This is a genomic window from Micromonospora sp. WMMD961 (genome assembly GCF_029626145.1).
GTDB lineage: Bacteria > Actinomycetota > Actinomycetes > Mycobacteriales > Micromonosporaceae > Micromonospora.
Map to the genome: position 1 here is coordinate 796,406 of NZ_JARUBJ010000002.1, position 25,561 is coordinate 821,966.

The window sequence follows — 25,561 nt, forward strand, 5'->3', positions numbered from 1 at the left end:
GGGCACGTGCCTCAGGCGTCCTTTGGAGCTGATGTCGTAAACGAATCGCGTCGGGCGAGATGAGGGTCGTCGCGGTGATGCCTCAAACGCAGGCGGCCGGATGCTGGTCGGCGGATGCCGCAACACGATGGTGATGCCGCAAACGATTCAGCTCCAAAGGGGCGTTGGGAGATGCCGTCCACCGGCTCGAGAACTTTTCCACAGGGTTATCCACAGCTCTGGCGTGGCTGTTGATAGAGCCTCGACCAGCCGGGAGCATCGACCTGTGACCGAGGCGACCGAGCGCATGGATGGGGCCGGCGAGACTGATCTCGGCCGGGCTCTGCGAGCTTTGCGCCGTCGTGCCGATCTCAGCCAGCGGGAGCTGGCCGAGAGGTCGGGAGTGCCGCAGCCGACGCTGGCACGGATCGAGTCGGGGCGCGCAGTGGATCCCCGGTTCAGGACGGTGGAGCGTCTCGTCCGGGCGGCGGGCGGGGAGTTGACCGTCGCGGTGCCGTCGTCAGCCATCGCCATCGTCGAGCCGACGACGGTTCCGCACGACGACATGCGGGACGATGCCGGGCGGCGGTACCCGGCTCACCTGGACGTCTGGCCCGTCCACGAGCCTCGCGACTGGCCGGGTGCCTGGTGGGCGGAGTGGTACCGGTTGCCGCCCGAGCGGTATCCACTACCTCTGCCGCCGGCCGCGTACGAGCTGAACCGGCGCTATCGCGACAACCGGCGGTGGGCTGCCGAGGTCCGCCGGACTGCAGAGGTACGTCGCGTGCACGGTGGCGACCTGCCGGTCACCTGCTGGCGGTACGTCGCCGAGCTTCCCGATGGGAAGCTGGTCGGAGAACTGCGGGCCCATGAGCGGAGCCCGTTCCTGGAGCACGGCGAGTGGCTTCCCGACGACCCGGAGCGGGAGATGGTGCTCGACGGCGTGCTCGTTGATGCTCGGTACCGGCGGTTGGGGCTCGGGCGTCGGCTGGTCACGGCCCTGCTCACCGACATGCGTGAGGCGGGTGTCGAGGACGTGGCCGCGCTCGCCGAGGGTGCGGGCATCGACCTGCTGTTGGCGTGCGGCTTCGAGATCGAGGCCCGCCGGCCCGCCGCACTCCGGTCGGGCCGTCCGCGGCGGCAGAGCTACAAGTGAGCCGGCGGCCGGCTCAGCGCAGCGCTGGCGCTGCCGTGGTCAGGGCGGCGAGGGCCTCGCGCAGCCGCCAGGCGTCGCGGTCGCGCGGGCCGATCGGGTTGGAGATGGTCCGCAGCTCGGCGAAGGGCACCCCGGCCTGGGCGGCGGCGACTGCCACCCCGTACCCCTCCATGGCCTCGGCCACCGCCTCCGGATGCCGTCGGCGCAGCTCCCGGGTGCTGGCTTCGGTGCCGGTGACCGTGCTGACGGTGAGCACCGGCCCGGTCGTCGCCGCCGGGAGGGCGGCCTGCAGGGCCGCCAGCAGGCTCGGGTCGGTCGGCACCGCGCCGCCGACACCGAGCATCGCCGGCGGCATGCCCAACTCGTCGACGGGGATGAACCCGTCCGGTGACTCGGCGCCCAGATCGGCGGCGATGCTGGCGGTGCCGAGCACTGTGTCGCCGACCTTCACCCGCCCGGTGAAGCCGCCGGCCACGCCGGCGCTGACCACCGCACGGTACGGGCGGCCGGCGGCCTCGGCCAGCGCCAGCAGCCGGGCGGTGGCGGCACCGGCGACGGCCGGGCCCACGCCGACCGGCGTGACGGTGACGGTCCTCTCGGTCAGGCCGGCGCGGACCGCGTCCGCCTCGGCGGGTACCGCCGTCACCACCAGCAGACCGGTCATGAGACCGAGCCGGGGGACTCGCGGCGGGTCTCGTCGTCCGCTCCGCCACCCGGGCCGCCGACCGCCGAGGACGGACGGTAGATGTGGTAGCCCGGAGGGGCCAGGCTCGGGTCGTCGTACCGTGGCGAGCCGGCCTGGGCCTGGGCCGGGGCCGGCGAGGTGGGCGCGACATCCCCGGGCCCGTCGGCCGGCTCGTCCTCGGTCAGCTCGTCGTCGCCGAGCGGCCGGCCGGCCAGCTTCTCGCCACGCAGCCGGGCGGAGACCAGCACGCCCCGGACCGCGGCCAGGACGCCGACCCCGGCGGCCACCGCGATGCCCATCCGCCCGTCGAACGGGACCAGCCCCAACCCTCCGCCGGCGACGAAGGCGAGCATCAGCACCGTCTCCGAATGGGCGAACGAACTCGCCCGCAGCCGCTCCGGGATGCGCTCCTGGATCGAGGCGTCCACGGCCAGTTTCGCTATCCCGCTGACCAGGGCCGCGACGAGGCAGAGCAGGGCGACCATCACCAGCGAGAACTGGATGACGGCGAGCACCGCCACGCCAGCCACGATGATCATGCTGCTGGACTGGATCGCGGTCGGCCGGTGGATGCGCAGACGGGTGCCGATGGCGGTGGCCAGGAACGTGCCGACCGCGAGCGCACCGCCGACCACTCCCAACGCCCACTCGGCGCCCAGATCGCGGCCGAACGCCACAGTGGTCAGGTCGCCCTTCTTTATCGCGAAGGCGAGGAAGAGCAGCAGGAAGCCGTACACCGCGCGGAGCGTCGCGGCGCCGATCAGCGTGGCGATCACCAGCCGGCCAGCCGGGCGACCCCGGCCCAGGGGCCGGTCACCACGGTGGCGGCCCAGCGCGCGTATTGGCCGGGGAACCCGCTCCGGTGGCTCCGAGTCGGCCTTCGGTGGCAGACGCAGGGAGATCACCATGCCGACCAGGAAGATCACCGACGCGACGCGCAGCGGCCACTGCGGCCCGAACCAGAACGCGGCCAACCCGATCGGAGCGACCAGCGCGCCCGCGACCGTGCCGTAGACGCTGGCCCGGGCACCCACCTGGGACAGACCGAGGCCCTCCGGCAACAACCGGGGTACGGCTGCGGAACGGGCCACGCCGTACGCCCGGGACAGCGCGAGCACCCCGAACGCAGCGGGGTAGAGCCCGAAGCCGTGGATGTAGTCGGAGATCAACCAGGCCAGGAAGGCGCGGCCCAGCATCGTGGCGGCCAGCGCGTACCGCCGGCCGTGCCGGAAGTGGTCCAGCAGCGGGCCCACCACGGGGGCGAGCATGGCGAACGGCACCATGGTCACCAGCAGGTAGATCGCGACCTTGCTGCGGGCCTCGCCCAGCGGCACGTTGAAGAAGATCGTCCCGGCCAGGCCGATGGCGATCAGGGTGTCACCGGCGCAGGAGAGCGCGTGCAGGTCGAACAGGCGCACCATGCCGACCTCGCCACCGGCGCCCCGGGCCCGGACCCGACCGGCGCGGCGGGTCACCCAGCGGCCGCTGCCCACCGAACCGCGGAACAGCAGCCGAACGGCGCGGATGCCGGTGCCGACGGTCCGCCCGAGGACGGATCGCCCGGAGCGGGAGTACGACGGCATGTGCACCATCCTCGCCCATCTGATCCAGGTACGCCGCACCACTGCGGGGAAAGGTTCCCCGGGAGTCCCTGTCACCCCTGCGGGGCGCATGGGGAACAATGGTGAGGTGACCAGGCCCGCCTCCACCCGTGCCGCCCGTCTCGACCAGGTCTGTGCCGCCGCCGTCGAGGTGGCGCGTGCTGGCATCACCGAGGTCGACGCCGACGATGTCGGCGACCACCTGCAGGTTGTCGCCGAAGGTGAACGGTTGGTCACCCACTACTTCGAATGCCGCCTGGCCGGCTACCGCGGTTGGCGGTGGGCGGTCACCGTCACCCGGGTGTCGCGCAGCAAGACCGTGACCATCTGCGAGACGGTGTTGTTGCCCGGGCCCGACGCGCTGCTCGCGCCCGGCTGGCTGCCCTGGCAGGAACGGCTCAAGCCGGGGGACCTGGGTCCGGGTGATCTGCTGCCGACCTCGCCGGACGACGACCGGCTGGTCCCCGGTTACCTGCTCTCCGACGACCCGGCGGTCGAGGAGACCGCGTGGGAGTTGGGCCTGGGGCGGGCGCGCGTGCTGTCCCGCGAGGGCCGCATGGAGGCGGCGCAGCGCTGGTACGACGGCGACCACGGCCCCGCCGCGCCGATCTCCACCGCCGCGCCGGCCGCCGCCCGCTGCGGCACCTGCGGTTTCTACCTGCCGCTGGCGGGTGCGATGCGGCAGGCCTTCGGGGCGTGCGGCAACTTCTACGCCCCGGACGACGGCCGGGTGGTGAGCGCCGACCACGGTTGCGGTGCGCACTCCGAGACGCTGATCGAGGCGGCCGAGACCGCTGTCGAAGAGCTACCCACGGTGTACGACGACAGCGCCGTGGAGGCCATGTCGGTCAGCCGTGCCCCGGGCTCGGTGGAGACCGCCGAGCCGGCGGAGCCGTACGGGCACCCCTGATCGTTCTGGGTGCTCGGGCGGGGTCAGCTCGCCCGGCGTCGGCGTCGGTTGGCGTCGTGCCGCATCATCACGGCGAGCCCCGGGAAGCCCCACAGGAAACCGGCGAGGCAGGTCCACAGCCAGTTCTGGTGACCGTGGTCGGTCAGCCAACCCCGGAAGAAGATCAGCAGGATCAGCCCGGCCAGCGCCCACGCGATCAGACCGGCGAGGGCGAACGGCACCATCGGCGGGTCCAGTGGTGCGGGCCGCGGTGGCTGCTCGTTCGGCATCTGCCAAGCGTACGCGACCGACTTCCCCTGCCCGTCGCTGATCTGGGACGATGCGCGCGACAACCGGAAGATCACCTGCGAGGACCTGATGGCAGTAGCGCCGCCCGAGAACGGCACACCTCCCAACCCCGCTCACCCGCGTAACGGCTTCGACCGGTTCTTCGAGATCTCCGCCCGTGGCTCGACGATGAGCCGCGAGGTACGCGGTGGCCTGGCGACCTTCTTCACGATGGCGTACATCGTGGTGCTCAACCCGCTGATCCTGGGTGGTGCCGTCGACGGTGACGGCAAGACCCTCCCGATTCCCGCGCTGGCTGCCGCGACCGCGCTGGTCGCCGGCCTGATGACCATCCTGATGGGTGTTGTCGGCCGGTTCCCGTTGGCGCTCGCCGCTGGTCTGGGCGTGAACGCGCTGGTCGCGTACGAGATCGCTCCCGAGATGACCTGGGCCGACGCGATGGGCCTGGTGGTGATCGAGGGTGTGATCATCGCGGTGCTGGTGTTGACCGGTCTGCGGACCGCGGTGTTCCGCGCGGTGCCGACCCAGATGAAGACCGCGATCGGGGTCGGCATCGGTCTGTTCCTGACCATCATCGGCCTGGTGGACGCCGGCTTCGTCCGGCGGATCCCGGACGACGCCAACACCACCGTCCCGGTCGGTCTGGGGATCGGCGGCAAGCTGGTGAGCTGGCCGATGCTGGTCTTCGTGGTGGGCCTGCTGATCACCCTGGTACTGGTGGTCCGCCGGGTGCGGGGCGCGATCCTGATCGGCATCCTCGCCTCGACGGTGCTGGCGGTGATCGTGGAGGCGATCGGCAACATCGGCCCGTCGTTCGTCGACGGTCAACCCAACCCGAAGGGTTGGTCGCTGAACGTGCCGGAGCTGCCGAAGACGGTGGTGGACCTCCCCGACCTGTCGCTGCTCGGCAAGTTCAACGTGCTCGACTCGTGGGGTCGAGCCGGCTGGCTGGTCGTGTTGATGTTCGTCTTCACGCTGTTGATCACGGACTTCTTCGACACCATGGGCACGATGGTGGCCGTCGGCCAGGAGGGTGGTCTGCTCGACGAGAAGGGCACCCCGCCGCGGACCAAGGAGATCCTGCTCGTCGACTCGATCGCCGCGGCGGCCGGTGGCGCGGCCAGCACGTCCAGCAACACGTCGTACATCGAGAGTGCCGCCGGTGTCGCGGAGGGCGCCCGGACCGGTGTGGCCAACCTGGTCACCGGCGTGTTGTTCCTGCTGGCGATGTTCCTGGCGCCACTGGTGGTGATCGTGCCGTTCGAGGCGGCCTCGACGGCCCTGGTGGTGGTCGGTTTCCTGATGATGACCGCGGTGCGGACGATCGACTGGTCCGACTACGAGATCGCCATTCCGGCGTTCCTCACCATCGTGCTGATGCCGTTCACCTACTCGATCTCGAACGGGATCGGCGCCGGTCTGATCACCTTCGTGGTGGTCAAGCTGGCCAAGGGCAAGGCCCGGGAGATCCACCCGCTGCTGTACGGGGTGGCCGCGCTGTTCGTGCTGTACTTCCTGCGCGGACCGATCGAGTCCCTGGTGCTGTGACGCCCGTCCGGGCGGGGAGTCGAACAGGATTCCCCGCCCGGACGGCATCAACGTCCTCGTGAGCCCGGTCATAAGAGATGTCGTTAGCCAGGCTCATTAGTTAAGCTAACTAACGTGATGGAGCGGACGGTGACGGCGGAACGCGTGCCACCGGCGCAACTGGCTCCCCAGTTGCGTGATGCGATCACCCGACTCAACCGACGGGTCCGCCAGGCCCGACCGGTCGGCGACCTGACAGTCACCCAGGTCTCCGCGCTCACCAGCCTCCGGCTGGCCGGCGCGCTGACGCCCAGGGAGCTCGCCGACGTGGAGCGGGTGCAGCCACCGACGATGACCAAGATCGTCGGGAAGTTGGAGGACCGCGGCCTCGTGCGGCGGACACCCCACCCGACCGACGGCCGGCAGGTCATCCTCGCGGCGACCGAAGGGGGGCAGGCCGTGCTCGACCAGTTCGAGCGGGCCCGCGACGAATGGCTGGCCCACCGGCTGGCCGCGCTCGACGAGGACGAACGGGAAACCCTGCAGAGGGCCGCCCAGATTCTCCAGCAGCTCGCTCGCGCCTGAGCCGCACCCGCGCCACCGGGTCCGCGCCGTCACCTGTCGATGACGCGTACGTCCCGGAGGAGGCGCACCAAGAGTGCAGGCCAAGCTGAGCACGATGTTCCAGTCCTTACAGGTCCGCAACTACCGCCTCTTCGCATCCGGGCAGCTGATCAAGCTGATCGGCGTCTGGATGATGTTCATCGCCCAGGACTGGCTCGTCCTCGAGCTCTCCGACAACTCGGCGACCGCGCTCGGTGTGGTCACCGCGTGTCAGTTCACCCCGGTGCTCCTGCTCACGCTGCTCTCCGGCCGGCTCGCCGACCGGTACGACAAGCGGGTGCTGCTCTTCGCCGCCAACACGTTCTGGAGTGTGCTGGCGCTCGGCATGTCCGTGCTGGTCCTCACCGACCTGGTGCAGCTCTGGCACGTCTTCGCCTTCGCCGCGCTGCTCGGCACGGCCAACGCCGTCGAGACCCCGGTCCGGCAGGCGTTCGTCTCCGAACTCGTCGGCACGCCGCTGCTGCCCAACGCGCTGTCGCTGAACGCCGCCGTGTTCAACTCCGCCCGGATCGTCGGCCCGGCCGTCGCCGGCCTGGCCATCGCCGCGTTCGACGTGGGCCCGGTGTTCCTCTTCACCGCCCTCAGCTCCGTAGCGCCCCTGGTCAACGTCGTCCGGATGCGGACGGCCGAGCTGCACCGCGACGCCCTGCTGCCGCGCGACGAGCGGGCGTCCGCACGGGTCGTCGACGGGCTGCGGTACGTGTGGCGGCGCCCCGACCTGCTGCTGCCGATGGCGGTCATGTCGGTGATCGGCATGTCGCTGTTCAACTTCCAGCTCACCCTGGCCGCCCTGGCGAAGACCGTCTTCAACACCGGTGCTGCCTCCTTCGGCCTGTTCAGCACCGCGCTGGCCGTCGGTGCGCTCGGCGGCGCGCTCAGCGGCACCGGTCGGCGGAGCCGCCCGTCGGTCTGGCTGGTGCTGGGCGCGGCGATCGCCTGCGCCAGCTTCGGCACCCTGGTTGGCCTCGCCTCGGCGTACTGGCTGGTAGTCGCCCTGCTGGTGCCGACCGGCTTCTGCATGGTCTTCTTCGCCCAGGCCGCAAACCAGCGCATCCAGATGGGCGTGGACGCGGCCTTCCGGGGTCGGGTGATGGCCCTGTGGGTGCTGGTGTTCCTGGGAACCAACCCGGTCGGCGCGCCGCTGATCGGCTGGGTCGCGGAGACCTACGGCGCCGGTGCCAGCATCTGGATGGGCGGGCTGATCTCGTTGTCCGCCGCGTTGATCGCCCTCACCTGGCAGCTGCGCCGCTCCGGTGCCCGGGTGCGCTTCCGGGTGCTGCCGATGCCCCGCTTCTACGTCACGTCCACCGACTGCTGACGTCTGCGGAAGCGGTTCCGCGCCATCCGCGCCGTCTTCAGCGGATGGCGCGGATGCGCGCAAACCGCTGGCGGGGGGGCACGATGGGGCTTAGCGTCGATGTGTGGGAGTCGGACGTGCGCTCATGCTGGCCCTGGCGCTCCTCGCCGTGGCCAGTCTTCCGGCGGCATTCGCACTGCTCTTCTGCTATGACGAGATCCTCGACCGGGTGGTCTGCGGCTGGTCCGAGTGGCGTGAACGTCGGCGGGAGAAACGAACGATCGCGCGCCTCGACCGGGCCGTCGAGGCCGACGCGTTGACCCGGGACATCGACCTCAGCGCCTTCGACCGCACCGACCGTCGGCCCCTGGAGCAACTCGCCGCAGACCTGCGGCGCCTGGGCGGTCAGCGGCTCGGTGGTGCCGGCCGGCCGATGGTCTGGCACAGCGCGTTGCTCCAGGCGTACGACGATCGGCTTCGTCTCGCCTGTCGAGCCCTCGGCATCACCGAGCATCTCGGTGAGTTGGACGGCGTCGACCAGGAGATCGAGCGGGTCCGGGTGGAGGGTGTGCTGCACGCCGCCGGGCTCAGCCTGCCGGCGGCGAGGGCCGGGCACTGGCAGCGGCACCGCTGAGTGTGCGGCTCTTCGTCGCGGTCTATCCCCGTCCCGAGTCGGTCGACCACCTGGGGGCGCAGGTCGCGCGGCTACGGGTCGCCGCGGCGGCCGCCGCCGGTGTCAACGTCCGGCTCGCCGAACCGGCCCACCTGCATGTCACTCTGGCCTTCCTCGGCGAGGTGGAGGCCGCTCGACTGGTCGAGGTGGAGAGTGCGCTCGGGCTGGCTGTGGAGCGGTTCCGCGACGGCCGCGATGCCTCGCCCCGGCTGAGCCCCGGCGGCGGTGGACGGTTCGGCCAGGGCCGGTCCACGGTGCTCTGGGTGGGCCTCCGGGGCGAGGTCGAGGCACTGCACGTGCTGGCCCGGCTGATCCGGGCCCGGCTGCGGCACGCCCGGCTGCCGTGCGACGACAAGCCGTTCCGCCCGCACCTGACCGTCGCTCGGCCCGCCGATCGGATGGACCCGGCCGACGTCGAGGCCGACCGGGCCGACCTCGACGACTACCAGGGCCCGGAGTGGTTGGTCACCGAGGTGCTGCTGATGCGCAGCCACCTCGACTCCCGACCCTCGCGCTACGACCGGCTCGCCGCCTGGCCGCTCTGACCGCGGCCCCGCTGGCCTGACGAGCCAGAAGACCGTTTCGATCCCCGGTCCGGACGTGGTTGGGCAGCGGTGAAGCCCGTCCGTCTCGCGTTGGGCAGCGGTGAAGCCCGTCCGTCTCGCGTTGACGGGTGGTGGACCACCACCCGTCAGCGCGAAGCGTCAGGAGGACTCGCGCGCCGCCGGGCCGCTGCCGAAGAGCACGTCGTCCCAGCTCGGCAACCGCTTACGCGGCTTGCCGTTCGCGTCGGTGGACTCGCCGCCGCCGGCCGCCGCAGCGCCCGTCCGGCGAGGCCGCAGCACCGCGAGCGACGGCACGGCCGGCACCTCCTTGGGCGCGTCCGAGTCGTCGTCGAAGGCCGACCCCTGGCCGCCGCCGAGCAGCGCGGCAGCACCCCCGGCGACCGGCCGCTGCCGAGGCGCGTCCGACCCGGCAAGAGCAGCCGGAGTGCGCGGCTCCAGCCCACGGCCGGACGAGCCGCCGAGTGGACGGTCCAGTGAGGCGAGCAGCGCATCGCGGCCAGCACGGATCGGATCCCGGCCGGGACGCGGGTGTTCGGACGCCGCCGGCAGCCCGTGCCCGCCACGGCTCGGCTCACCCCGCGACGGACCGGGCAGGGCATGCCCGCCCCGCTCCGGCGCAGGCTCCTGGCCGAGGATCGGCGTGGGCCGTTCGGCGCACAGATATTGCGCCATGTCGTCGTGCGGGGCCACCGACTGCCGGGTCTTGTCCAGATCCCAGATGGCCTGCGCCGTGGCCTTGCCGGACGGCCAGGTGGCGATGATCCGCCAGGTGCCGTCGTCACGCCGGTACGCGTCCCAGGAGATCTTCTCGGTGTCGATCCCGTGCTGGCTCAACCGGCCGTTGACCACCTCGGCGAGCGGGGTGGGCTTCTCCGCTCCCTTGAGCCGCGTGCGGCGGGCGTGCTGCGCGAGCATCGCCCGCTCCTGCAACACCGGGCCGGCATACCGCAGCACCCGGTCGACCGGCACGCCGGCGATCCGGGCGACGTCCTCAGCGGACTCACCGGAGCGGATGCGGGCCTGGATGTCCCGAGGGGACAGTGAGGGAACCGGGTCGGCCGCGGTCGGTGCCGACACGAGCGGCGGCGTGCCCGGCTCGGCGTGCAACGCGCCGGAGATCCGTTCGTCGATCGGCAGCGCGAGCAACCGCCCGACCTCGTCGGCGAGAACCAGGGCATGGCCGTCCTCGGAGAGGGCGACGAAGCGTACTGGGCGCATTGCGTTGCCTCCGTCCCGCTTCGCTGGCCGCACGCCACGAGTCGGCCACCCAGGCGTCTCCGACCACCGTACGCGCATCTGCCTCGGGGTGGGGGAAGCGACACCCCGCATGTCGTGACTGAGCTGCGGCGATGATCACGGTCGGTGTCCGTGGAGGCCCCGACGGACACCGACCGTGACGAAGCTCAGAGTCGCTCGACCACGTAGTCGATGGACGCGGTCAGCGCCTCGACATCGGCCGGCTCGACCGCCGGGAACAACGCCACCCGGAGCTGGTTGCGGCCGAGCTTGCGGTACGGCTCGGTGTCCACGATGCCGTTGGCGCGCAGCGTCTTCGCGATGGCCGTGGCGTCCACCCCGTCGGCGAAGTCGATCGTGGCGACCACGTTGGAGCGCAGTGCCGGGTCGGTGACGAACGGGGTGGCCACCGTGGAACGCTCCGCCCAGCCGTACACCGTGGCGGCGCTCTCGGCGGTGCGCTTGGCCGCCCACGCCAGACCACCCTGCGCGTTCATCCAGTCGGTCTGCTCGGCCGCCAGGAAGATGGTGGCCAGCGCCGGGGTGTTGTAGGTCTGCTCCAGCCGCGAGTTGTCGATCGCGGTGACCAGATCGAGGAAGGCGGGAATGTAGCGCCCGGACGCCTTGATCTCGGCGGCCCGGTCCAGCGCGGCCGGCGACATCAGAGCCAACCAGAGGCCACCGTCGGAGCCGAAACACTTCTGCGGGGCGAAGTAGTAGACGTCGGTCTCACCGACGTTGACCTCCAGACCACCCGCGCCGGAGGTCGCGTCGACCAGCAGCAACGCGCCCTCGTCCGCGCCGGCCACCCGGTTGATCGGAACTGCCACGCCGGTCGAGGTCTCGTTCTGCGGCGTCGCGTACGCGTCCACGCCCGACTCGGCGACCAGGGCCGGCGCGCTGCCCGCGGCGGCCTTGCGGACGGTCGGCTCGCCCAGGAACGGCGCGTCGGTGACCGACTTGGCGAACTTGGCGCCGAACTCGCCGAAGCTGGCGAACTGGGCCCGGTCGCGGATCAGGCCGAAGGTGGCGACCTCCCAGAACGCGGTGGTGCCACCGTTGCCGATGACGACCTCGTAGCCCTCGGGCAGCGAGAAGAACTCGGCAATGCCGGAGCGCAGCCGGGCCACCTGGTCACGGACCGTCTTCTGGCGGTGCGAGGTGCCCAGGAAGCTGGTCGCGACCTCGGCGAGAGCGGACACCGCCGCCGGACGGACCTTGGACGGGCCGCAGCCGAAGCGTCCGTCGGCGGGCTTGATCTCATCGGGAATCCGGATGATCGGTGCGTCAGCCACGGTCTTGAAAATCCTTCCACAAGGGCGAGGGCGGGCCCGGCGACACTGCCGGCCCTCATCCTCGCACCCGGACCCATCAGTGGACGCCGGGCCCCTGCGCGCAGCTCTGAGGCCTTCGCCACACCTCGACGGCACCTGCCCGGCTCGTGTTAGGAAGGGGCCCCTCCTATACGCCAGGCGTTAAGAAGGGGCCCTTCCTTACCGCTCAGACTCCGTGCGGAACGGCGCCCCAACCCTCGACCTCGGACGGCTTGCGGGTCTCCGGGCCGACGTAGCGGGCGGACGGGCGTACCAGCCGCTGCAGGCGCTTCTGCTCCAGGATGTGCGCGCTCCAACCGCCCATCCGCGCGCAGGTGAACATCGAGGTGAACATGTGCGCCGGCACCTCGGCGAAGTCCAGCACCACGGCCGACCAGAACTCGACGTTGGTGGCCAGCACCCGGTCCGGGCGGCGGGCCTGCAACTCGGCGAGGGCGGCCTTCTCCAGCGCCTCGGCGATCTCGAAGCGCGGCGCGCCCAGCTCCTTGGCCGTGCGCCGGAGCACGCGGGCGCGCGGGTCCTCGGCCCGGTAGACACGGTGGCCGAAGCCCATCAACCGCTCACCGCGATCGAGGACGCCCTTGACGTAGCCCTCCGCGTCGCCGCTGCGCTCCACCGCTTCCAACATGCTGAGCACCCGGGACGGGGCCCCGCCGTGCAGCGGACCGGAGAGGGCGCCGATGCCCGACGAGATGCAGGCAGCTGCGTCCGCCCCGGTGGAGGCGACGATGCGAGCGGTGAAGGTGGAGGCGTTCAGGCCGTGCTCGGCGGCCGAGATGAAGTACGCGTCGACGGCCTTGACGTGCCGCGGGTCGGGTTCGCCGCGCCAGCGCTTCATGAACCGCTCGACGATGGTCTGCGCCTTGTCGATCTCCTTCTGCGGCACCGCCGGCAGGCCGAGGCCCCGGGCGGACTGGGCGACGAACGAGAGCGCGGTCACCGAGACCCGGGCGAGGTCCTCACGGGCCTGCTCGTCGGAGATGTCCAACAGTTGGCTGAGCCCCCAGTACGGGGCCAGCATGGCGACCGCGGACTGCACGTCGACGCGGATGTCACCGGAGTGCACCGGCACCGGGAACGGCTCCGCCGGCGGCAGTCCCGGCCCGAACCGGCCGTCGACCAGCAGCGCCCAGACGTTGCCGAACGACACCTGGCCGATCAGATCCTCGATGTCGACCCCGCGATAGCGCAGCGCACCACCCTCACGGTCAGGTTCGGCGATCTCGGTCTCGAAGGCGACGACGCCCTCCAGTCCGGGTTTGAAATCGGCCATGTCGCTCTCCTGGATCTGGTCGGTGCGCCCGAACAGCTCATCCGGCCCGGTCGGCCGAGCGCCTTAGGCGACCCTCAGGGATGTGTTCGGAACATACTGCCTGCTGAGTAAGGGATACGCGACCCGCTGCGACTGTGCTGCACGCGACATCCCCGGGCGCGCATTCTCCGCCCCACTCGGTGAGACTGGGCAGTGCGGGCTGGCCAGCGTGGGAGGGCGCTGGGCGGCGTGCCGAGAAGGAGTGGGGACGTGACGGGTGACACACCCGCCCCGGCTGCGATGCGTAACGAATACGCCGCAGACGTGGGCCTGACCGAGGCTGACCTGGCCGCCGACTGGCACAGCCAGTTCGACAGGTGGTTTACCGACGCGGTGGCCTTCGGGCTGCCCGAACCGAACGCGATGGTGGTGGGCACCGCGGACCCGGCCGGCCGGCCGAGCGGCCGGACGGTGTTGCTGAAGGGGTACGACCCGGAGGGCTTCGTCTTCTTCACCAACCACCTGTCACGCAAGGGTGTCGAGACGTCCGCCAACCCGTACGCCAGCCTGGTCTTTCCGTGGTTTCCGATGCAGCGTCAGGTGGTGGTCGCCGGGCGGGTCGCGCCGGTCGACCGTGCGACCAGCGAGGCGTACTTCGCCAGCCGGCCGCGCGGCTCCCAGCTGGGTGCCTGGGCCAGCCCACAGTCCCAGGTGGTGTCGGGGCGGTCGGCGCTGGAGGAGCGCTACCAGGAGGTGACCGAGCGGTTCGCCGGCGAGGCGGAGATCCCGACCCCTCCGCACTGGGGTGGGTTACGGGTGCGACCCGAGTCGGTGGAGTTCTGGCAGGGCCGGGCCGGTCGGTTGCACGACCGGCTCCGCTTCCGCCGCCCCGACGAGGGTGGCTGGATCGTCGAGCGGTTGGCGCCGTGACGGGTGTGCAGGAGGCCCGGCAGCGCGGAGCGCGCCGCTGGGCGATCGACGTACGTCCGCTGCGCGTGCCCGCGTACCGGCGGCTGTGGCTCGGCAACACCGTGGCGATGTTCGGTTTCCAGTTCACCGCCGTCGCGGTCCCGGTGGAGATGTACGCGCTGACCCGGGACTCGTTCTGGGTGGGTCTGCTGGGCGTGGCGGCCTTCGTACCGCTGCTGGTCTTCGGGCTCTGGGGCGGGGCGGTGGCCGACGCCCGGGATCGCCGGGCGGTGCTGCTCGCCGGCTCATTGTTGCTTTGGGCATCCACCCTCGGTCTGCTCGTCCAGGCGCTGCTGGACGTGGGCAGCCCGGTGCTGCTGTTGGCGTTGATGGCGGTGCAGTCGGTGGCGTTCGCGATCAGCTCGCCGGCCCGCAGCGCCATGCTGCCCCGCCTGGTGCCGGAGGGCCTGGTGGCGTCCGCCACCACCCTGAACTACACGACGTTCACCGCCGCCTCGGTGGCCGGGCCGCTCGCCGCCGGCCTGATCCTCTCCGCTTCGCCGGACACCGCTGTGGTCCTGCCGATCGCGTACGGACTGGACGCGGTGCTGTTCACCGCGATGCTCTGGGCCGCGCTGCGACTGCCCAAGCTGCCACCCGAGCCGGCCGAGGACGGTCAGGTTCGCCGTGCCGGCCTGGCCAGCGTCGTCGACGGGTTCCGTTACCTGGCCAGCACACCCGTACTCCTGCTGTCCTTCGGTGTGGACCTGATCGCGATGATCCTCGCCATGCCGCGGGCGCTCTTCCCGGAGATCGCCCACGAGCGGTTCGGCGGCGGCGGGGCGGTCGGCCTGCTCTACAGCGCCATCGCGATCGGCTCGATGATCGGTGGGCTGACCTCCGGCTGGATCGGCCGACTCCGCCGGCAGGGCGTCGGCCTGGTACTCGCGGTGGTCGGCTGGGGCCTGGCGATCGCCGCGGCCGGTCTCGCCCACCAACTCTGGCTGATGGTGGCCCTGCTCGCCGTGGCCGGTGCCGCCGACCTGATCAGCGCGGTGCTGCGCCAGTCGATGCTGCTGGTCTACGCGCCGGACCGGATGCGCGGTCGACTCCAGGGCGTCAACACCGTGGTGGTGGCCGGCGGACCGCGCCTGGGCGACCTGCGGGCCGGCACGATGGCCGCCGGTTTCGGCGGCGGGGTGGCCTGGGTGGCCGGTGGGCTCGCCTCTGCGGTGCTCGTGGTGGTGCTCGCGGCCGCGTTCCCGGCGTTGCTGCGCTATCGGGCGGTGACGGCGTCGAGCGGCGACCGGACGTGACCGGTTAGGGTCGCCGACATGGAAAGCCCCGATCAGCGCCCGTTCTCCGGCGCCCAGTGGACCATCTCCGCCGCCGGCCACGAGGCCGTCATCGTGGAGGTGGGCGGCGGGCTCCGGACGTACCGGCACGACGGCGTCGACCTGGTCGACGGGTACCGGACCGACGAGGTCAGCCCGGGCTGCGCCGGGCAGGTGCTGGCGCCCTGGCCGAACCGGATCCGCGACGGCCGCTACACGTACGGGGAGCGGACGCACCAGCTCCCGCTGACCGAGCCGGAGCGGCACGTGGCCATCCACGGGCTGGTCAACTGGGTTCCGTGGCGTCTGTTGGAGCAGTCCGAGGACGCCGTTACCGTCGGCTACGACCTTCCGCCGCAGCCCGGCTACCCGTGGCCGTTGCGGCTGCTCAGCCGGTGGAGCGTCGGCGCGGACGGGCTGCGCGTCGAGCACGAGGTGACCAACACCGGCGAGGAGGCCGCGCCGTTCGGCTTCTCCGTGCACCCGTACCTGCAACTGCCGGGGGTCGCGGTCGACGACCTGGTCATGCGGCTGCCCACCCGTACCCGACTGCTGGTGGACGGCCGGTTGCTGCCGGTCGGCGCGACCCCGGTGGCCGGGACCGAGTACGACTGGACCAGCCCGCGCCGGATCGGCGCCGTCGAGCTGGACCTCTGCTTCGGCGAGGTGATCCGCGACGCCGACGGTGGCTCGTCGGTGAGCCTGGCCGCGCCGGACGGTTCGGCGGGCGTCAGCATCTGGGCGGACGCCGAGTTCGGCTGGTGGCAGGTGTTCACCGGGGACTCCCTCGTCGGTGACCGGCATCGCCGCTCGGTGGCGATCGAGCCGATGACCTGCCCGCCGGACGCGTTCCGCTCGGGCCGGGACGTGCTCACGCTGAAGCCCGGTACGACCTGGCGGGGTGCCTGGGGCATCCGGCCCGGGGCCTGATGGAGTTCGCCGAGGTCCTCCGGCGTCGGCGCATGGTGCGCAACTACGACCCGGGCCGCCCGGTCCCGCCCGACGTGGTGGACCGGCTGCTCGACCACGCGGTTCGTGCACCGTCGGCCGGCTTCGCCCAGGGCTGGGGTTTCCTGGTGCTGCAGGAGTCGGCCGACCGGGAGCGGTTCTGGGCCGCCACCACACCGGACGGCGGTGGCCGGGAGCGTTGGCTGGCCGGGATGCGCCGGGCACCGCTGATCGTGGTGCCGCACTCCAACGAGTCGGCGTACCTGCGACGGTACGCCGAGCCGGACAAGGGGTGGACGGATCAGTCGGTGGACCGCTGGCCGGTGCCGTACTGGCATGTCGACACTGGCTTCGCGGCGCTGCTGATGCTGCTCACCGCCGTGGACGAGGGGTTGGGGGCCTGCTTCTTCGGCATTCCGCCGCAGCGGTTGGCCACCTACCGGGACGCGTTCGGCGTGCCGGAGGAGTACCAGCCCATCGGTGCCGTCACAATCGGTTACCGAGCGGCTGACCATAGGTCACCGTCGCTGCGTCGAGGGCGTCGTCCGATGGACGAGGTGGTGCGGCGCGGCCGGTGGAGCTGAGCGCGCCGTCCCGTTTGTCCGCTTGAGGATCGGACGACCGGTAGTGAAACTGACATCAGGGAGCGAAACGCAGCGTGCGCTGGGCGGCTAGGCTGGCACGGTCATCGGTGCCGCGCCGCGCGGTGCCCGCCGCGGCCCGGCTCGGCGCCGTCGGTCGGCCCGGCCACGGGGAGGGGAGCGTGCCGTCGTGATCTTCAGAGCGGTCCGGGACGGGCGTCCCTATCCGGAGCACAATCTGACGCTCAAGCAGTGGGCGGAGATTCCGCCCCGGCCACTGCGCCTGGACCAGATGATCACCACCAAGCGCGAGCTGGCGCTCGACAAGCTGCTCGCCGAGGACTCCACCTTCTACGGTGACCTCTTCCCGCACGTCGTGCAGTGGAACGGCGGGCTCTACCTGGAGGACGGTCTGCACCGTGCGTTGCGCGCCGCCCTGCAGCAGCGCAACCAGATCCACGCCCGGGTGCTGGTGCTCTCCGAACCGATCGAGTGACGAGCCCTTCTTCCACGTCCTGAGCGTTCGTTAGGGTGGCGTCCATGACCGCTCCGCTGGATCTGCTCGACCTGGACCCGTCGCTCACCGACGAAGAGCGACAGATCCGGGACGTCGTCCGCCAACTCGTCGACGACCGGGTACGCCCGCACGTCGCCGACTGGTACGAGCAGGGCCAGGTGCCGGCCCGCGAACTGGCCCGGGAGTTCGGCAAACTCGGCCTGCTCGGCATGCACCTCACGGGTTACGGATGCGCGGGCGCGTCCGCCGTCGCGTACGGGCTGGCCTGTCAGGAACTGGAAGCCGGCGACTCCGGCCTCCGCTCCCTGGTCTCGGTGCAGGGCTCGCTCGCCATGTACGCCATCTGGCGCTACGGCAGCGAGGAGCAGAAGCAACGCTGGCTGCCGTCGATGGCCACCGGTGAGGCGATCGGCTGTTTCGGTCTGACCGAGCCGGACCACGGCTCCGACCCCGCCTCGATGACCACCCGGGCCCGCCGCGACGGCGACGACTGGGTGCTCACCGGTGCAAAGATGTGGATCACCAACGCGCCGATCGCCGACGTCGCGGTGATCTGGGCGCGCACCGACGAGGGAGTGCGTGGCTTCGCCGTACCCATGGACACGCCCGGTGTCACGGCCCGGGAGATCCGTCGCAAGATGTCGCTGCGCGCGTCGGTGACCGGTGAGATCGTGCTCGACGACGTCCGGCTCCCGCCGGACGCCCGACTGCCCGAGGCGGTCGGGCTCAAGGCGCCGCTGAGCTGTCTCACCGAGGCCCGCTACGGCATCGTCTGGGGCGCGGTCGGTGCCGCCCGTGACTGTCTGGAGACCACCCTGGCGTACGCCGGCACCCGTACCCAGTTCGGTCGTCCGCTCGCCGGGTTCCAGCTCACCCAGGCCAAGCTCGCCGACATGGCCGTCGAGCTGGTGAAGGGGCAACTCCTCGCGCTGCACCTGGGTCGGCTCGCCGACGCCCACCGGCTACGACCCGACCAGGTCAGCGTGGGCAAGTTGAACAACGTGCGGGAAGCCCTTGCCATCGCGCGGCAGTGCCGCACCATCCTCGGCGCCAACGGTGTCTCCGGCGAATACCCGATCATGCGGCACGCCAACAACCTGGAGAGCGTGCTGACGTACGAGGGCACGTCCGAGATCCACCAACTGGTCGTGGGGCAGCGGCTCACCGGGCTTCCCGCATTCGCCTGACCTGCCCTTTTGCACTTTCCGGGCGCTCGACGCGCGACTGTCGCACGGGGGCCGTACCGTCATTGACAGACGACGTGTCTGACAAGGACGGTGAGCGTGATGGCCCGCGACGCTGGCACCAACGAGCCCACGAGGGAGTTCCCCGGTTACCGGACCGGTGACGACCTCAAGGAGCGGTCGGCCGCGACACCCGAGCCGACCATTGACACACCGGGCGACGGCTCCGGAGGCCCCGGCAGCCCGGCGCCTGGCGGCGGCGGTGGGGCGGCCCGTGGCCTGCTCCTGCTGCTCGGCGCCGCCGCGCTGGCCGTGGTGGTGCTGCTCGGCATCCAGGCGACCGGCTTCCTGCCGGAGTTCCGCAACCCGTTCGCCAAGGAGCAGACCGACCGCAGTCAGCCACCGCTGCTGAAGTCGATCCAGGACCTCAGCCGCTACGTGGCCGCCGAGGGCAACTTCCAGGTGGTGGTCGACACCCAGAACGACCGGCGCAACGTCCCCGACTTCCTGCTCAACGAGCGCACCCTGTTCGTCGGGGCCGGCAGTGTCGAGGCGTACGTCGACTTCACCAGGATCGGTGACGGTGCCATCGTCCAGTCGGCCGACGGCAAGTCCGTCGAGATCAAGCTGCCGGCGCCGCAGCTCGGCGAGACCAACCTCGACATGGAGAAGAGCTACGTCTTCGCGGAGCAGCGCGGTCTGCTCAACCGGCTCGGTGACCTGGTCGGCAACGACCCCAACCGGCAGCAACAGGTCTACCAGCTCGCCGAAGAGCGGATCACCGCCGCCGCCCGCGACAGTGGTCTCTCCGCCCGAGCCGAGGAAAACACCCGCAAGATGCTGGAGGGGCTGCTCCGCTCCCTCGGCTACCAACAGATCACGGTCACCTACATCGCTGCCTGAGCGGCCCCACCCGCACACAGCGAGCGCCCGCCTCGACCCTCGTCGAGGCGGGCGCTCCCGCATGCTGCCCGTGTCGGCGCGCCGCGCTGCGCCCACGCCGCCGCGCCCGCCCGCCCGTCGCGTCGCCACGCGCCAAGAACCGCGCAACGTCGGGGATGTTGGTGTCTCGGGCGGCCGGGAGGCAGCAACATCCCCGATGTTGCTGCCCGGTCCGGCGCCGGAGCGGTGTGCGGGTCGGGTCAGTGGCCGGTGGAGGCGAGGTAGCGATCCTCGTTCGGCATGAGAATCCACAGGATCAGGTAGACGATCACCTGAGTGCCGGGCAGCAGCAGCGACAGCAGGAACAGCAGCCGAACAATCCCCGCGGACATGCCGAACCGCCGACCGAGGCCAGCGCAGACACCGGCGAGCATGCGCCCCTCGCGGGGCCGGACCAGTTTGCGACTCATCGTCGTACTCCCACTCTGCGGCGGTGCGCCGCGTCTGCAATCCACGGTAGAAGGGGGTGACCACCCCGCCCTCGGTCCCGAGGAGGAGCGGCAACCCGTGGACCCGTAGGTGCTTTACCCGGGCAGCCCTCTCCTGACGCCTCCTCCGAGCGTCCCGCCCTGCGCCGCGCACGGCGCTGCCCATCGCAAGATCGCCCTCGATCCAGGATGTAGTGGCATCGAGGGCTTCAGCAGGCCACTACATCCTGGATTTTGCGCGATCTTGCAGTTGTGGGGGCGGACGTCCGGGCGGCGCCCGACGCGTGGGCGGGCGGGGCTCGGCGCGGCGGGAGTGCGGCCGGCCGAGTGGGTGGGGCAGGGGTGGGGTGGAGTGGCGTGGGGCAGGGATGGGGTGGAGTGTGGCGGGGCCGGGTGGGAGGGCCGGCTGTCGGCCGGTGACGTGGTGGTGGTCGGGTGTTCACGTCCCGGACCGGGTGGGCCGTGAGCTGGGCGGGTAGGCTGACAGATCGGCCATCCACACCCCGGAGGGCCGCAACCCACACCCGGTCGGTCACGAGCGGGGCCGCCTACCGGTGGCCACGACCCGGCCGGTTCCGTACGCCGGGACGACGGCGAGGAAGCGCAGCCATGATCAGTGTTTTCGACCTTTTCAGCGTCGGTATCGGGCCGTCCAGCTCGCACACGGTGGGGCCGATGCGGGCGGCGCGTACCTTCGTCGGCGGGCTCAAGGCCGACGGGTTGCTCAGTGACGTCGCACGGGTGCAGGCCGAGTTGTTCGGCTCGCTGGGCGCCACGGGTCACGGTCACGGCAGTGACCGGGCGGTCCTGCTGGGTCTGGCCGGCGAGTCGCCGGAGACGGTCGACACGGACACCGTTGGTCCTCGCATCGAGCGGATCCGGGCCGAGCGTCGGATCAGCATCCTGGCCGCGCACGAGATCGACTTCGACCCGGACCGGGACCTGACGCTGCACCGCCGCCGATCGCTGCCGTACCACCCGAACGGGATGACCTTCGTGGCGTACGACGGGACCGGTGTCGAGGTGCGCAGCCGCACCTACTACTCCGTCGGCGGCGGTTTCGTGGTGGACGAGGCCGCGGCGGGCGCGGACCGGATCAAGCCGGACAGCACTGTGGTGCGGTACCCGTTCCTGACCGGGGCGCAGCTCCTCGACGTCACCACCGCCACGGGCCTGTCGATCAGCGAGGTGATGCTGGCCAACGAGCGTTCCTGGCGCAGCGAGGCGGACATCCGGGCCGGTCTGCTGGAGATCTGGCGGGTGATGCGGGAGTGCGTGCAGCGCGGCTGCGAGCGCGACGGCGTACTCCCCGGGGGGTTGAAGGTCCGGCGGCGCGCGGCGGAGCTGCGGCGCGGCCTGGAGGCGGACGCCGGGACGCCCGACCCGCTGCACGCGATGGACTGGGTGACGCTGTTCGCCCTCGCGGTCAACGAGGAGAACGCCGCGGGGGGCCGGGTGGTCACCGCGCCGACCAACGGTGCGGCCGGGATCATCCCGGCGGTGCTGCACTACTACACCCGGTTCGTGCCGGGGGCGTCCGAGGACGGGGTGGTGCGGTTCCTGTTGACGGCCGGCGCGATCGGCGTGCTGTTCAAGGAGAACGCCTCGATCTCCGGCGCGGAGGTCGGGTGTCAGGGTGAGGTCGGTTCGGCCTGCTCGATGGCGGCGGCGGGGTTGGCCGAGGCGCTCGGCGGCACCCCGGAGCAGGTGGAGAACGCGGCCGAGATCGGGATGGAGCACAACCTCGGGTTGACCTGCGACCCGGTGGGTGGCCTGGTGCAGATCCCCTGCATCGAGCGGAACGCGGTGGCTAGCATCAAGGCGATCACGGCCGCCCGGCTGGCGCTGCGCGGCGACGGTGTGCACAAGGTGTCGCTGGACAAGGTCATCAAGACCATGCGGGAGACGGGCGCCGACATGAAGGTCAAGTACAAGGAGACGGCGCGTGGCGGTCTGGCCGTCAACGTGATCGAGTGCTGAGCCCGGTCGATTCGGGGCATTCGTTCACCGACTGCTAACCTGGCGTCCGTTTCAGGAGGCGGGAGGCTGCGGTGACCTCTGGCGTCGCGGCCCTGTGGTCGCACCGCAACTCGCTGCGCATCCTGGTCAGGCGGGACCTGGCAGTCAAGTACCAGCAGTCGGTGCTGGGATACTTCTGGTCGTTGATCGAGCCGCTCGGCATGGGGGCCATCTACTGGTTCGTGTTCGGGGTGCTCTACTCCCGCGACACCGGACGGCACCTCGGCGAGGCCGCCGAGTCGTACCCGTTGTTCCTGATCACCGGGATTTTCGCCTGGATGTGGACCAGTTCGGCGTTGAGTGAGGCGACCAACGCGCTGACCGGGCAGTCCCGGCTGATCACCACGATGAACGTGCCTCGTCAGGTCTTCCCGATCGGTCGGGTCACCGGCCGGTTCGCCGAGTACGCGGCCGGCCTTCCGATCCTGATCGCCATCGCGGTGATCTACGCGGCGCACGGTCGGATCCATCCCGGCTGGTCGTTGCTCTCCCTTCCGCTGGCGGTGCTGGTCCAGGCCGTCCTGTTGACCGGGCTCGCCCTGCTGCTGTCGGCGTGGAACGTGCTGATGCGCGACGTCGAGCGGTTGATGCGGTTGATCATCCGGGTGCTCTTCTACGCCACGCCGATCATCTATCCGCTCAGCCTGGTCCGGGAATCCGGCCTGCCCGACTGGCTGAAGGTGGTGTACGAGCTGAACCCACTGGTCGGGATCTTCCAGCTGCACCACGCGATCTGGTACCCGGACGAGTTCCCGGACGCCCGGCTGCTCGCCACCACCGTCGTCGGCAGCGTGCTGGTGCTGGCCGCCGGCTGGTGGTCGTTCCGTCGGCTGGAACCCGCCGTGCTCAAGGAACTCTGACATGGCCGCGCCGATCATCGAGGCCGACGGACTGGGCATCCGGTTCGTCCGTAACCGTCGCCGTCAACTGCGGCTGCGGGAGCTGTTCATCCACCGCGGCGCACGCGGTGCCCTGCCCGGCCAGTTCTGGCCGCTGCGGGACGTGTCGTTCGCCGTCGAACCCGGCGAGACCGTCGGGGTGATCGGCCGCAACGGCACCGGCAAGAGCACCCTGCTGCGGCTGATCGCCGGGGTGCTCATCCCGGACGAGGGCAGCATCCGGGTGCACGGGGCGGTGGCACCGTTGCTGGAGTTGTCCGCCGGTTTCTCCAACGACCTGACCGGGCGGGAGAACCTGCACCTGGTCGGCGGGCTGCACGGGCTGTCGACGAGCTACCTGAAGCGGCACTTCGACGAGATCGTCGAGTTCGCCGGTGAGCAGGTGGAACGGGCCATCGACACGTCGGTGCGGCACTACTCGTCGGGCATGAAGGTGCGGCTCGGCTTCGCGATCATCTCGCACCTGCCGCACCCGATCCTGCTGATGGACGAGGTGACCGCGGTCGGAGACGCGGAGTTCCGCAAGAAGTGTTACGCGACGATTGATCGTCTGCTCGGGGAGGGGCGCACGCTGGTGTTGGTGTCACACAACGAAAAGGACCTGACCCGGTTCTGTCGTCGGGGGTTGTACCTCGACGGGGGCCGGTTGACGCTCGACGGCACCATCGCCGAGGCGCTCGACGCGTACCACGCCGCGGTCCAGCGGTGACGCTCGCGATCGTGCTCGCCGCCGGGTCCACGGCGGCGGGCCGGACCACCGCGACCGGTGAGTCGCTGGCCGACCGCCTGGCCGCCCAGCTGCGCCAGGCCGGGGCGGACGACGTACGCTTCGCCGCCACCCTCGACGAGGTGACCGCGCTGGTCGCCACCGCCACCGCCCCCGTGCTGGTCACCGGCACCGACCTGGTGGCGCACACCGCCGTACTGCGGCACCTGGCCACCAGCCCGGTGGGGCCCACGGTGGCGCTGGTGCTCGGCGACCCGCCGGTGCCCGGGCGGGCGGCCGTGCGGGAGGAACGTGGCCAGGTGGTCGACGCCGGTCCGCTGGACGCCCTCGACGGGGACGCCACCGGCGTGTTCGGCGGCGCGCTGCGGGTCGGTGTGGACGACCTGCCGACCCTGGCCGCCGCCGCCCGGGCCGCGGCGGACGGCCCCGGGTCCGCGGTGGACCGGCTCTTCGCGGGTCTCGCGGCGCTCGGCACCCTGGTCTTCGCCCAGCGGGTACGCCTGCTCGTCGCCCGCCGGGTCGAGAGCGCCGACGAGCTGACCGCTGCCGAGGCGGCGGTGACGGCCGTGGACGAGGACCGGGCCGAGCTGCGGCTGTCGGTGAAGGAGAAGGACGACTTCTTCTCCACCTACTTCGTCAGTACCTGGTCGCCGTACCTGGTCCGGTTGGCGGCCCGGCTCCGGCTCACGCCGACCGGGGTGACGGTGATCTCGGTACTGTTCGCGCTGGCCGCGGCGGTGCTGTTCGGGGTCGGTGGGCGGCCCGCGCTGGTCGGTGGCGCGGTGCTGCTCTACCTCGGTTTCGTGCTGGACTGCGTGGACGGCCAGTTGGCCCGCTACACCCGGCACTTCAGCGCCTGGGGCGGCTGGCTGGACACGATGGCGGACCGGGCGAAGGAGTACCTGGTCTACGCCGGGCTCGGCTTCGGGGTCAGCCACGCCGGGCTGGGCAACGGCTGGGCGCTCGCGATCGCCGCGATGACCTTGCAGACCGTCCGGCACATGACCGACACCTGGTACGGGGTGCTGCACGACGAGGCGGCCCGCCGACCCCGCGCGACCACGGGTACCAGCGGCGGGATCGGTGACCGGCTCAACGCGGCGTCGACCCGGGTGCAGGCGGACACCGGGTCGGTGTCGTACTGGCTGAAGCGGACCGTGGTCTTCCCGATCGGTGAACGCTGGGCGCTGATCGCGCTGACCGTGGCGCTGTTCAACCCGCTGGTCAGCCTGATCGCGGTGCTCGTGTGGGGGGTTCTGGCGTTCGCGTACACCGGGGCGCTGCGCACGTTGCGGGCCCGCTGGATGTGGGTGCCGGTGCTGGACACGGTCGACACCACCCTGCACCGGGACGACGGCCCGTTGGCCCGTTGGCTGCCGGTGGTCCGCCCGATGGGGCCGCTCACCCTGGCGGTGATCGCCGCGCTCGGCCCGGCGGTGCTGCTGATCGCGGCGCTGTGGGGCGGTTCGCCCGACGGGCTGCGCTGGGCGGTGCCGGTGGCGCTGCTGGTGCTGCTGGTCGGAGGCCTGGGCGCGGGGGCCGCGCACAACGGGCCACTGGACTGGCTGGTCCCCGCCGCGTTGCGGGCCGCCGAGTACCTGTTCGCCATCGCGGTCGGGGTGGTCGGCGGAGTGCCGGGTTGGCTGATCTTCGGGTACGTCTTCGTGCTCACCGTGCACCACTACGACCTGACCGCCCGGCTGGAGAAGCGGCAGGCGGCACCGCCGTTGCACGCGGCCACGTTGGGCTGGGAGGGGCGCTCGGCGCTGCTGGCCCTCACGGCGATTGTCGGCGTGGCGGGTAGCGGGCTGGCTACACTCGGTGCGTACCTTCTCGTGATTTTCGTGGTGAGCGTCGTCCTGGCCTGGTTCGTGCGACCGGCCCGTAGCGCGCGGGCGTCGGTCGCGCCGGTGGGCGCTGGAGGTGCCGCGCCGCGCTGATGGAG

25 protein-coding genes are annotated in these 25,561 nt (G+C 71.4%); 18 read left to right on the forward strand and 7 right to left on the reverse strand.

Annotation, left to right across the window (positions count from 1 at the left end; translation table 11 throughout):
* The first annotated feature begins 265 nt into the window (after positions 1–265).
* Positions 266–1,135, forward strand: a complete 870-nt coding sequence (locus tag O7614_RS03855; RefSeq protein WP_278137110.1) for a GNAT family N-acetyltransferase — start codon at positions 266–268, stop codon at positions 1,133–1,135.
* A gap of 13 nt (positions 1,136–1,148) precedes the next feature.
* Here the strand turns inward: O7614_RS03855 and O7614_RS03860 are convergent, their stop codons facing one another.
* Together O7614_RS03860 and O7614_RS03865 are read right to left on the reverse strand one after the other, a co-directional pair.
* Complete coding sequence (locus O7614_RS03860) at positions 1,149–1,799, reverse strand: futalosine hydrolase (protein ID WP_278137111.1); 651 nt, start codon at positions 1,797–1,799, stop codon at positions 1,149–1,151.
* Complete coding sequence (locus O7614_RS03865; RefSeq protein ID WP_278137112.1) at positions 1,796–3,403, reverse strand: MFS transporter; 1,608 nt, start codon at positions 3,401–3,403, stop codon at positions 1,796–1,798. Before O7614_RS03865 ends, O7614_RS03860 begins: the two co-directional genes overlap by 4 nt.
* Between O7614_RS03865 and O7614_RS03870 the strand changes: the two genes are divergently transcribed.
* Positions 3,402–4,331 carry a DUF3027 domain-containing protein gene (locus tag O7614_RS03870; RefSeq protein ID WP_278137113.1) on the forward strand — a complete coding sequence of 310 codons (930 nt, stop codon included), beginning with the start codon at positions 3,402–3,404 and terminating at the stop codon, positions 4,329–4,331. The genes O7614_RS03865 and O7614_RS03870 overlap by 2 nt on opposite strands.
* 23 nt (positions 4,332–4,354) lie before the next feature.
* Here the strand turns inward: O7614_RS03870 and O7614_RS03875 are convergent, their stop codons facing one another.
* Positions 4,355–4,600: a DUF2530 domain-containing protein gene (locus O7614_RS03875; protein WP_278137114.1), complete on the reverse strand. Its 246-nt coding sequence runs from the start codon at positions 4,598–4,600 to the stop codon at positions 4,355–4,357.
* An 88-nt stretch (positions 4,601–4,688) separates the two neighbouring features.
* On the opposite strand from O7614_RS03875, the gene O7614_RS03880 reads away from it, so the two are divergent.
* From O7614_RS03880 to thpR, 5 genes are all read left to right on the forward strand, one after another.
* Complete coding sequence (locus O7614_RS03880; protein WP_278137115.1) at positions 4,689–6,167, forward strand: NCS2 family permease; 1,479 nt, start codon at positions 4,689–4,691, stop codon at positions 6,165–6,167.
* 114 nt (positions 6,168–6,281) lie between these two features.
* Positions 6,282–6,731 (forward strand): MarR family transcriptional regulator, encoded by a 450-nt coding sequence (locus O7614_RS03885; RefSeq protein ID WP_172862146.1) that lies wholly within the window; start codon positions 6,282–6,284, stop codon positions 6,729–6,731.
* A 73-nt stretch (positions 6,732–6,804) separates the two neighbouring features.
* Positions 6,805–8,088 carry an MFS transporter gene (locus O7614_RS03890; RefSeq protein ID WP_278137116.1) on the forward strand — a complete coding sequence of 428 codons (1,284 nt, stop codon included), beginning with the start codon at positions 6,805–6,807 and terminating at the stop codon, positions 8,086–8,088.
* 103 nt (positions 8,089–8,191) lie between these two features.
* Positions 8,192–8,701, forward strand: coding sequence for a hypothetical protein (locus tag O7614_RS03895; RefSeq protein WP_278137117.1), 510 nt, complete (start codon positions 8,192–8,194; stop codon positions 8,699–8,701).
* A 2-nt stretch (positions 8,702–8,703) separates the two neighbouring features.
* Positions 8,704–9,285 carry an RNA 2',3'-cyclic phosphodiesterase gene (gene thpR / locus O7614_RS03900; protein ID WP_278137118.1) on the forward strand — a complete coding sequence of 194 codons (582 nt, stop codon included), beginning with the start codon at positions 8,704–8,706 and terminating at the stop codon, positions 9,283–9,285.
* A 159-nt stretch (positions 9,286–9,444) separates the two neighbouring features.
* Here thpR and sepH read toward each other — a convergent pair whose 3' ends face one another.
* The 3 genes from sepH to O7614_RS03915 form a co-directional block, all read right to left on the reverse strand.
* The gene (gene sepH / locus O7614_RS03905) at positions 9,445–10,524 is read right to left on the reverse strand and encodes a septation protein SepH (RefSeq protein ID WP_278137119.1); all 1,080 of its coding nucleotides are present in this window, start codon (positions 10,522–10,524) and stop codon (positions 9,445–9,447) included.
* Positions 10,525–10,709: 185 nt separating this feature from the next.
* The gene (gene serC / locus O7614_RS03910; RefSeq protein WP_278137120.1) at positions 10,710–11,837 is read right to left on the reverse strand and encodes a phosphoserine transaminase; all 1,128 of its coding nucleotides are present in this window, start codon (positions 11,835–11,837) and stop codon (positions 10,710–10,712) included.
* 205 nt (positions 11,838–12,042) lie between these two features.
* A complete protein-coding gene (locus O7614_RS03915; RefSeq protein ID WP_278137121.1) occupies positions 12,043–13,149 on the reverse strand; it encodes a citrate synthase 2 in 1,107 nt (368 codons plus the stop codon).
* 279 nt (positions 13,150–13,428) lie between these two features.
* Here O7614_RS03915 and pdxH point away from each other — a divergent pair, with 279 nt between their 5' ends.
* The 7 genes from pdxH to O7614_RS03950 all read left to right on the forward strand — a co-directional run bounded on the left by pdxH (position 13,429) and on the right by O7614_RS03950 (position 19,504).
* Entirely contained in the window at positions 13,429–14,058 is a 630-nt protein-coding gene (gene pdxH, locus O7614_RS03920) for a pyridoxamine 5'-phosphate oxidase (RefSeq protein ID WP_278142140.1), read from the forward strand.
* Positions 14,055–15,353 carry an MFS transporter gene (locus O7614_RS03925; protein WP_278137122.1) on the forward strand — a complete coding sequence of 433 codons (1,299 nt, stop codon included), beginning with the start codon at positions 14,055–14,057 and terminating at the stop codon, positions 15,351–15,353. Before pdxH ends, O7614_RS03925 begins: the two co-directional genes overlap by 4 nt.
* Positions 15,354–15,371: 18 nt before the next feature.
* Positions 15,372–16,301, forward strand: coding sequence for an aldose 1-epimerase family protein (locus O7614_RS03930; RefSeq protein ID WP_278137123.1), 930 nt, complete (start codon positions 15,372–15,374; stop codon positions 16,299–16,301).
* Positions 16,301–16,903: a nitroreductase family protein gene (locus O7614_RS03935; RefSeq protein WP_278137124.1), complete on the forward strand. Its 603-nt coding sequence runs from the start codon at positions 16,301–16,303 to the stop codon at positions 16,901–16,903. The genes O7614_RS03930 and O7614_RS03935 overlap by 1 nt, the downstream gene beginning before the upstream one ends.
* Positions 16,904–17,090: 187 nt before the next feature.
* The gene (locus O7614_RS03940; RefSeq protein ID WP_030329612.1) at positions 17,091–17,396 is read left to right on the forward strand and encodes a type II toxin-antitoxin system VapB family antitoxin; all 306 of its coding nucleotides are present in this window, start codon (positions 17,091–17,093) and stop codon (positions 17,394–17,396) included.
* A gap of 44 nt (positions 17,397–17,440) precedes the next feature.
* Positions 17,441–18,604, forward strand: coding sequence for an acyl-CoA dehydrogenase family protein (locus tag O7614_RS03945; protein ID WP_278137125.1), 1,164 nt, complete (start codon positions 17,441–17,443; stop codon positions 18,602–18,604).
* 99 nt (positions 18,605–18,703) lie between these two features.
* Positions 18,704–19,504: a DUF4230 domain-containing protein gene (locus O7614_RS03950; RefSeq protein ID WP_278137127.1), complete on the forward strand. Its 801-nt coding sequence runs from the start codon at positions 18,704–18,706 to the stop codon at positions 19,502–19,504.
* A 239-nt stretch (positions 19,505–19,743) separates the two neighbouring features.
* Here the strand turns inward: O7614_RS03950 and O7614_RS03955 are convergent, their stop codons facing one another.
* Positions 19,744–19,953 (reverse strand): PspC domain-containing protein, encoded by a 210-nt coding sequence (locus O7614_RS03955; RefSeq protein ID WP_278137128.1) that lies wholly within the window; start codon positions 19,951–19,953, stop codon positions 19,744–19,746.
* Between the two features lie 627 nt (positions 19,954–20,580).
* On the opposite strand from O7614_RS03955, the gene O7614_RS03960 reads away from it, so the two are divergent.
* From O7614_RS03960 to O7614_RS03975, 4 genes are all read left to right on the forward strand, one after another.
* Positions 20,581–21,951 (forward strand): L-serine ammonia-lyase, encoded by a 1,371-nt coding sequence (locus O7614_RS03960; RefSeq protein WP_278137129.1) that lies wholly within the window; start codon positions 20,581–20,583, stop codon positions 21,949–21,951.
* A 71-nt stretch (positions 21,952–22,022) separates the two neighbouring features.
* Positions 22,023–22,850 (forward strand): ABC transporter permease, encoded by an 828-nt coding sequence (locus O7614_RS03965; RefSeq protein WP_278137130.1) that lies wholly within the window; start codon positions 22,023–22,025, stop codon positions 22,848–22,850.
* Position 22,851: 1 nt separating this feature from the next.
* Positions 22,852–23,598, forward strand: a complete 747-nt coding sequence (locus O7614_RS03970; RefSeq protein WP_278137131.1) for an ABC transporter ATP-binding protein — start codon at positions 22,852–22,854, stop codon at positions 23,596–23,598.
* 11 nt (positions 23,599–23,609) lie between these two features.
* A complete protein-coding gene (locus O7614_RS03975) occupies positions 23,610–25,556 on the forward strand; it encodes a DUF5941 domain-containing protein (protein ID WP_278142141.1) in 1,947 nt (648 codons plus the stop codon).
* Positions 25,557–25,561: the final 5 nt, after the last annotated feature.

Coding starts and splice junctions, on each gene's coding strand:
- O7614_RS03860 (WP_278137111.1), bottom strand. CDS start 1,799: ATGACCGGTCTGCTGGTGGTGACGGCGGTACCCGCCGAGGCGGACGCG.
- O7614_RS03870 (WP_278137113.1), top strand. CDS start 3,402: ATGTGCACCATCCTCGCCCATCTGATCCAGGTACGCCGCACCACTGCG.
- O7614_RS03865 (WP_278137112.1), bottom strand. CDS start 3,403: ATGCCGTCGTACTCCCGCTCCGGGCGATCCGTCCTCGGGCGGACCGTC.
- O7614_RS03875 (WP_278137114.1), bottom strand. CDS start 4,600: ATGCCGAACGAGCAGCCACCGCGGCCCGCACCACTGGACCCGCCGATG.
- O7614_RS03880 (WP_278137115.1), top strand. CDS start 4,689: ATGGCAGTAGCGCCGCCCGAGAACGGCACACCTCCCAACCCCGCTCAC.
- sepH (WP_278137119.1), bottom strand. CDS start 10,524: ATGCGCCCAGTACGCTTCGTCGCCCTCTCCGAGGACGGCCATGCCCTG.
- O7614_RS03915 (WP_278137121.1), bottom strand. CDS start 13,149: ATGGCCGATTTCAAACCCGGACTGGAGGGCGTCGTCGCCTTCGAGACC.
- pdxH (WP_278142140.1), top strand. CDS start 13,429: ATGCGTAACGAATACGCCGCAGACGTGGGCCTGACCGAGGCTGACCTG.
- O7614_RS03930 (WP_278137123.1), top strand. CDS start 15,372: ATGGAAAGCCCCGATCAGCGCCCGTTCTCCGGCGCCCAGTGGACCATC.
- O7614_RS03935 (WP_278137124.1), top strand. CDS start 16,301: ATGGAGTTCGCCGAGGTCCTCCGGCGTCGGCGCATGGTGCGCAACTAC.
- O7614_RS03945 (WP_278137125.1), top strand. CDS start 17,441: ATGACCGCTCCGCTGGATCTGCTCGACCTGGACCCGTCGCTCACCGAC.
- O7614_RS03950 (WP_278137127.1), top strand. CDS start 18,704: ATGGCCCGCGACGCTGGCACCAACGAGCCCACGAGGGAGTTCCCCGGT.
- O7614_RS03955 (WP_278137128.1), bottom strand. CDS start 19,953: ATGAGTCGCAAACTGGTCCGGCCCCGCGAGGGGCGCATGCTCGCCGGT.
- O7614_RS03960 (WP_278137129.1), top strand. CDS start 20,581: ATGATCAGTGTTTTCGACCTTTTCAGCGTCGGTATCGGGCCGTCCAGC.
- O7614_RS03970 (WP_278137131.1), top strand. CDS start 22,852: ATGGCCGCGCCGATCATCGAGGCCGACGGACTGGGCATCCGGTTCGTC.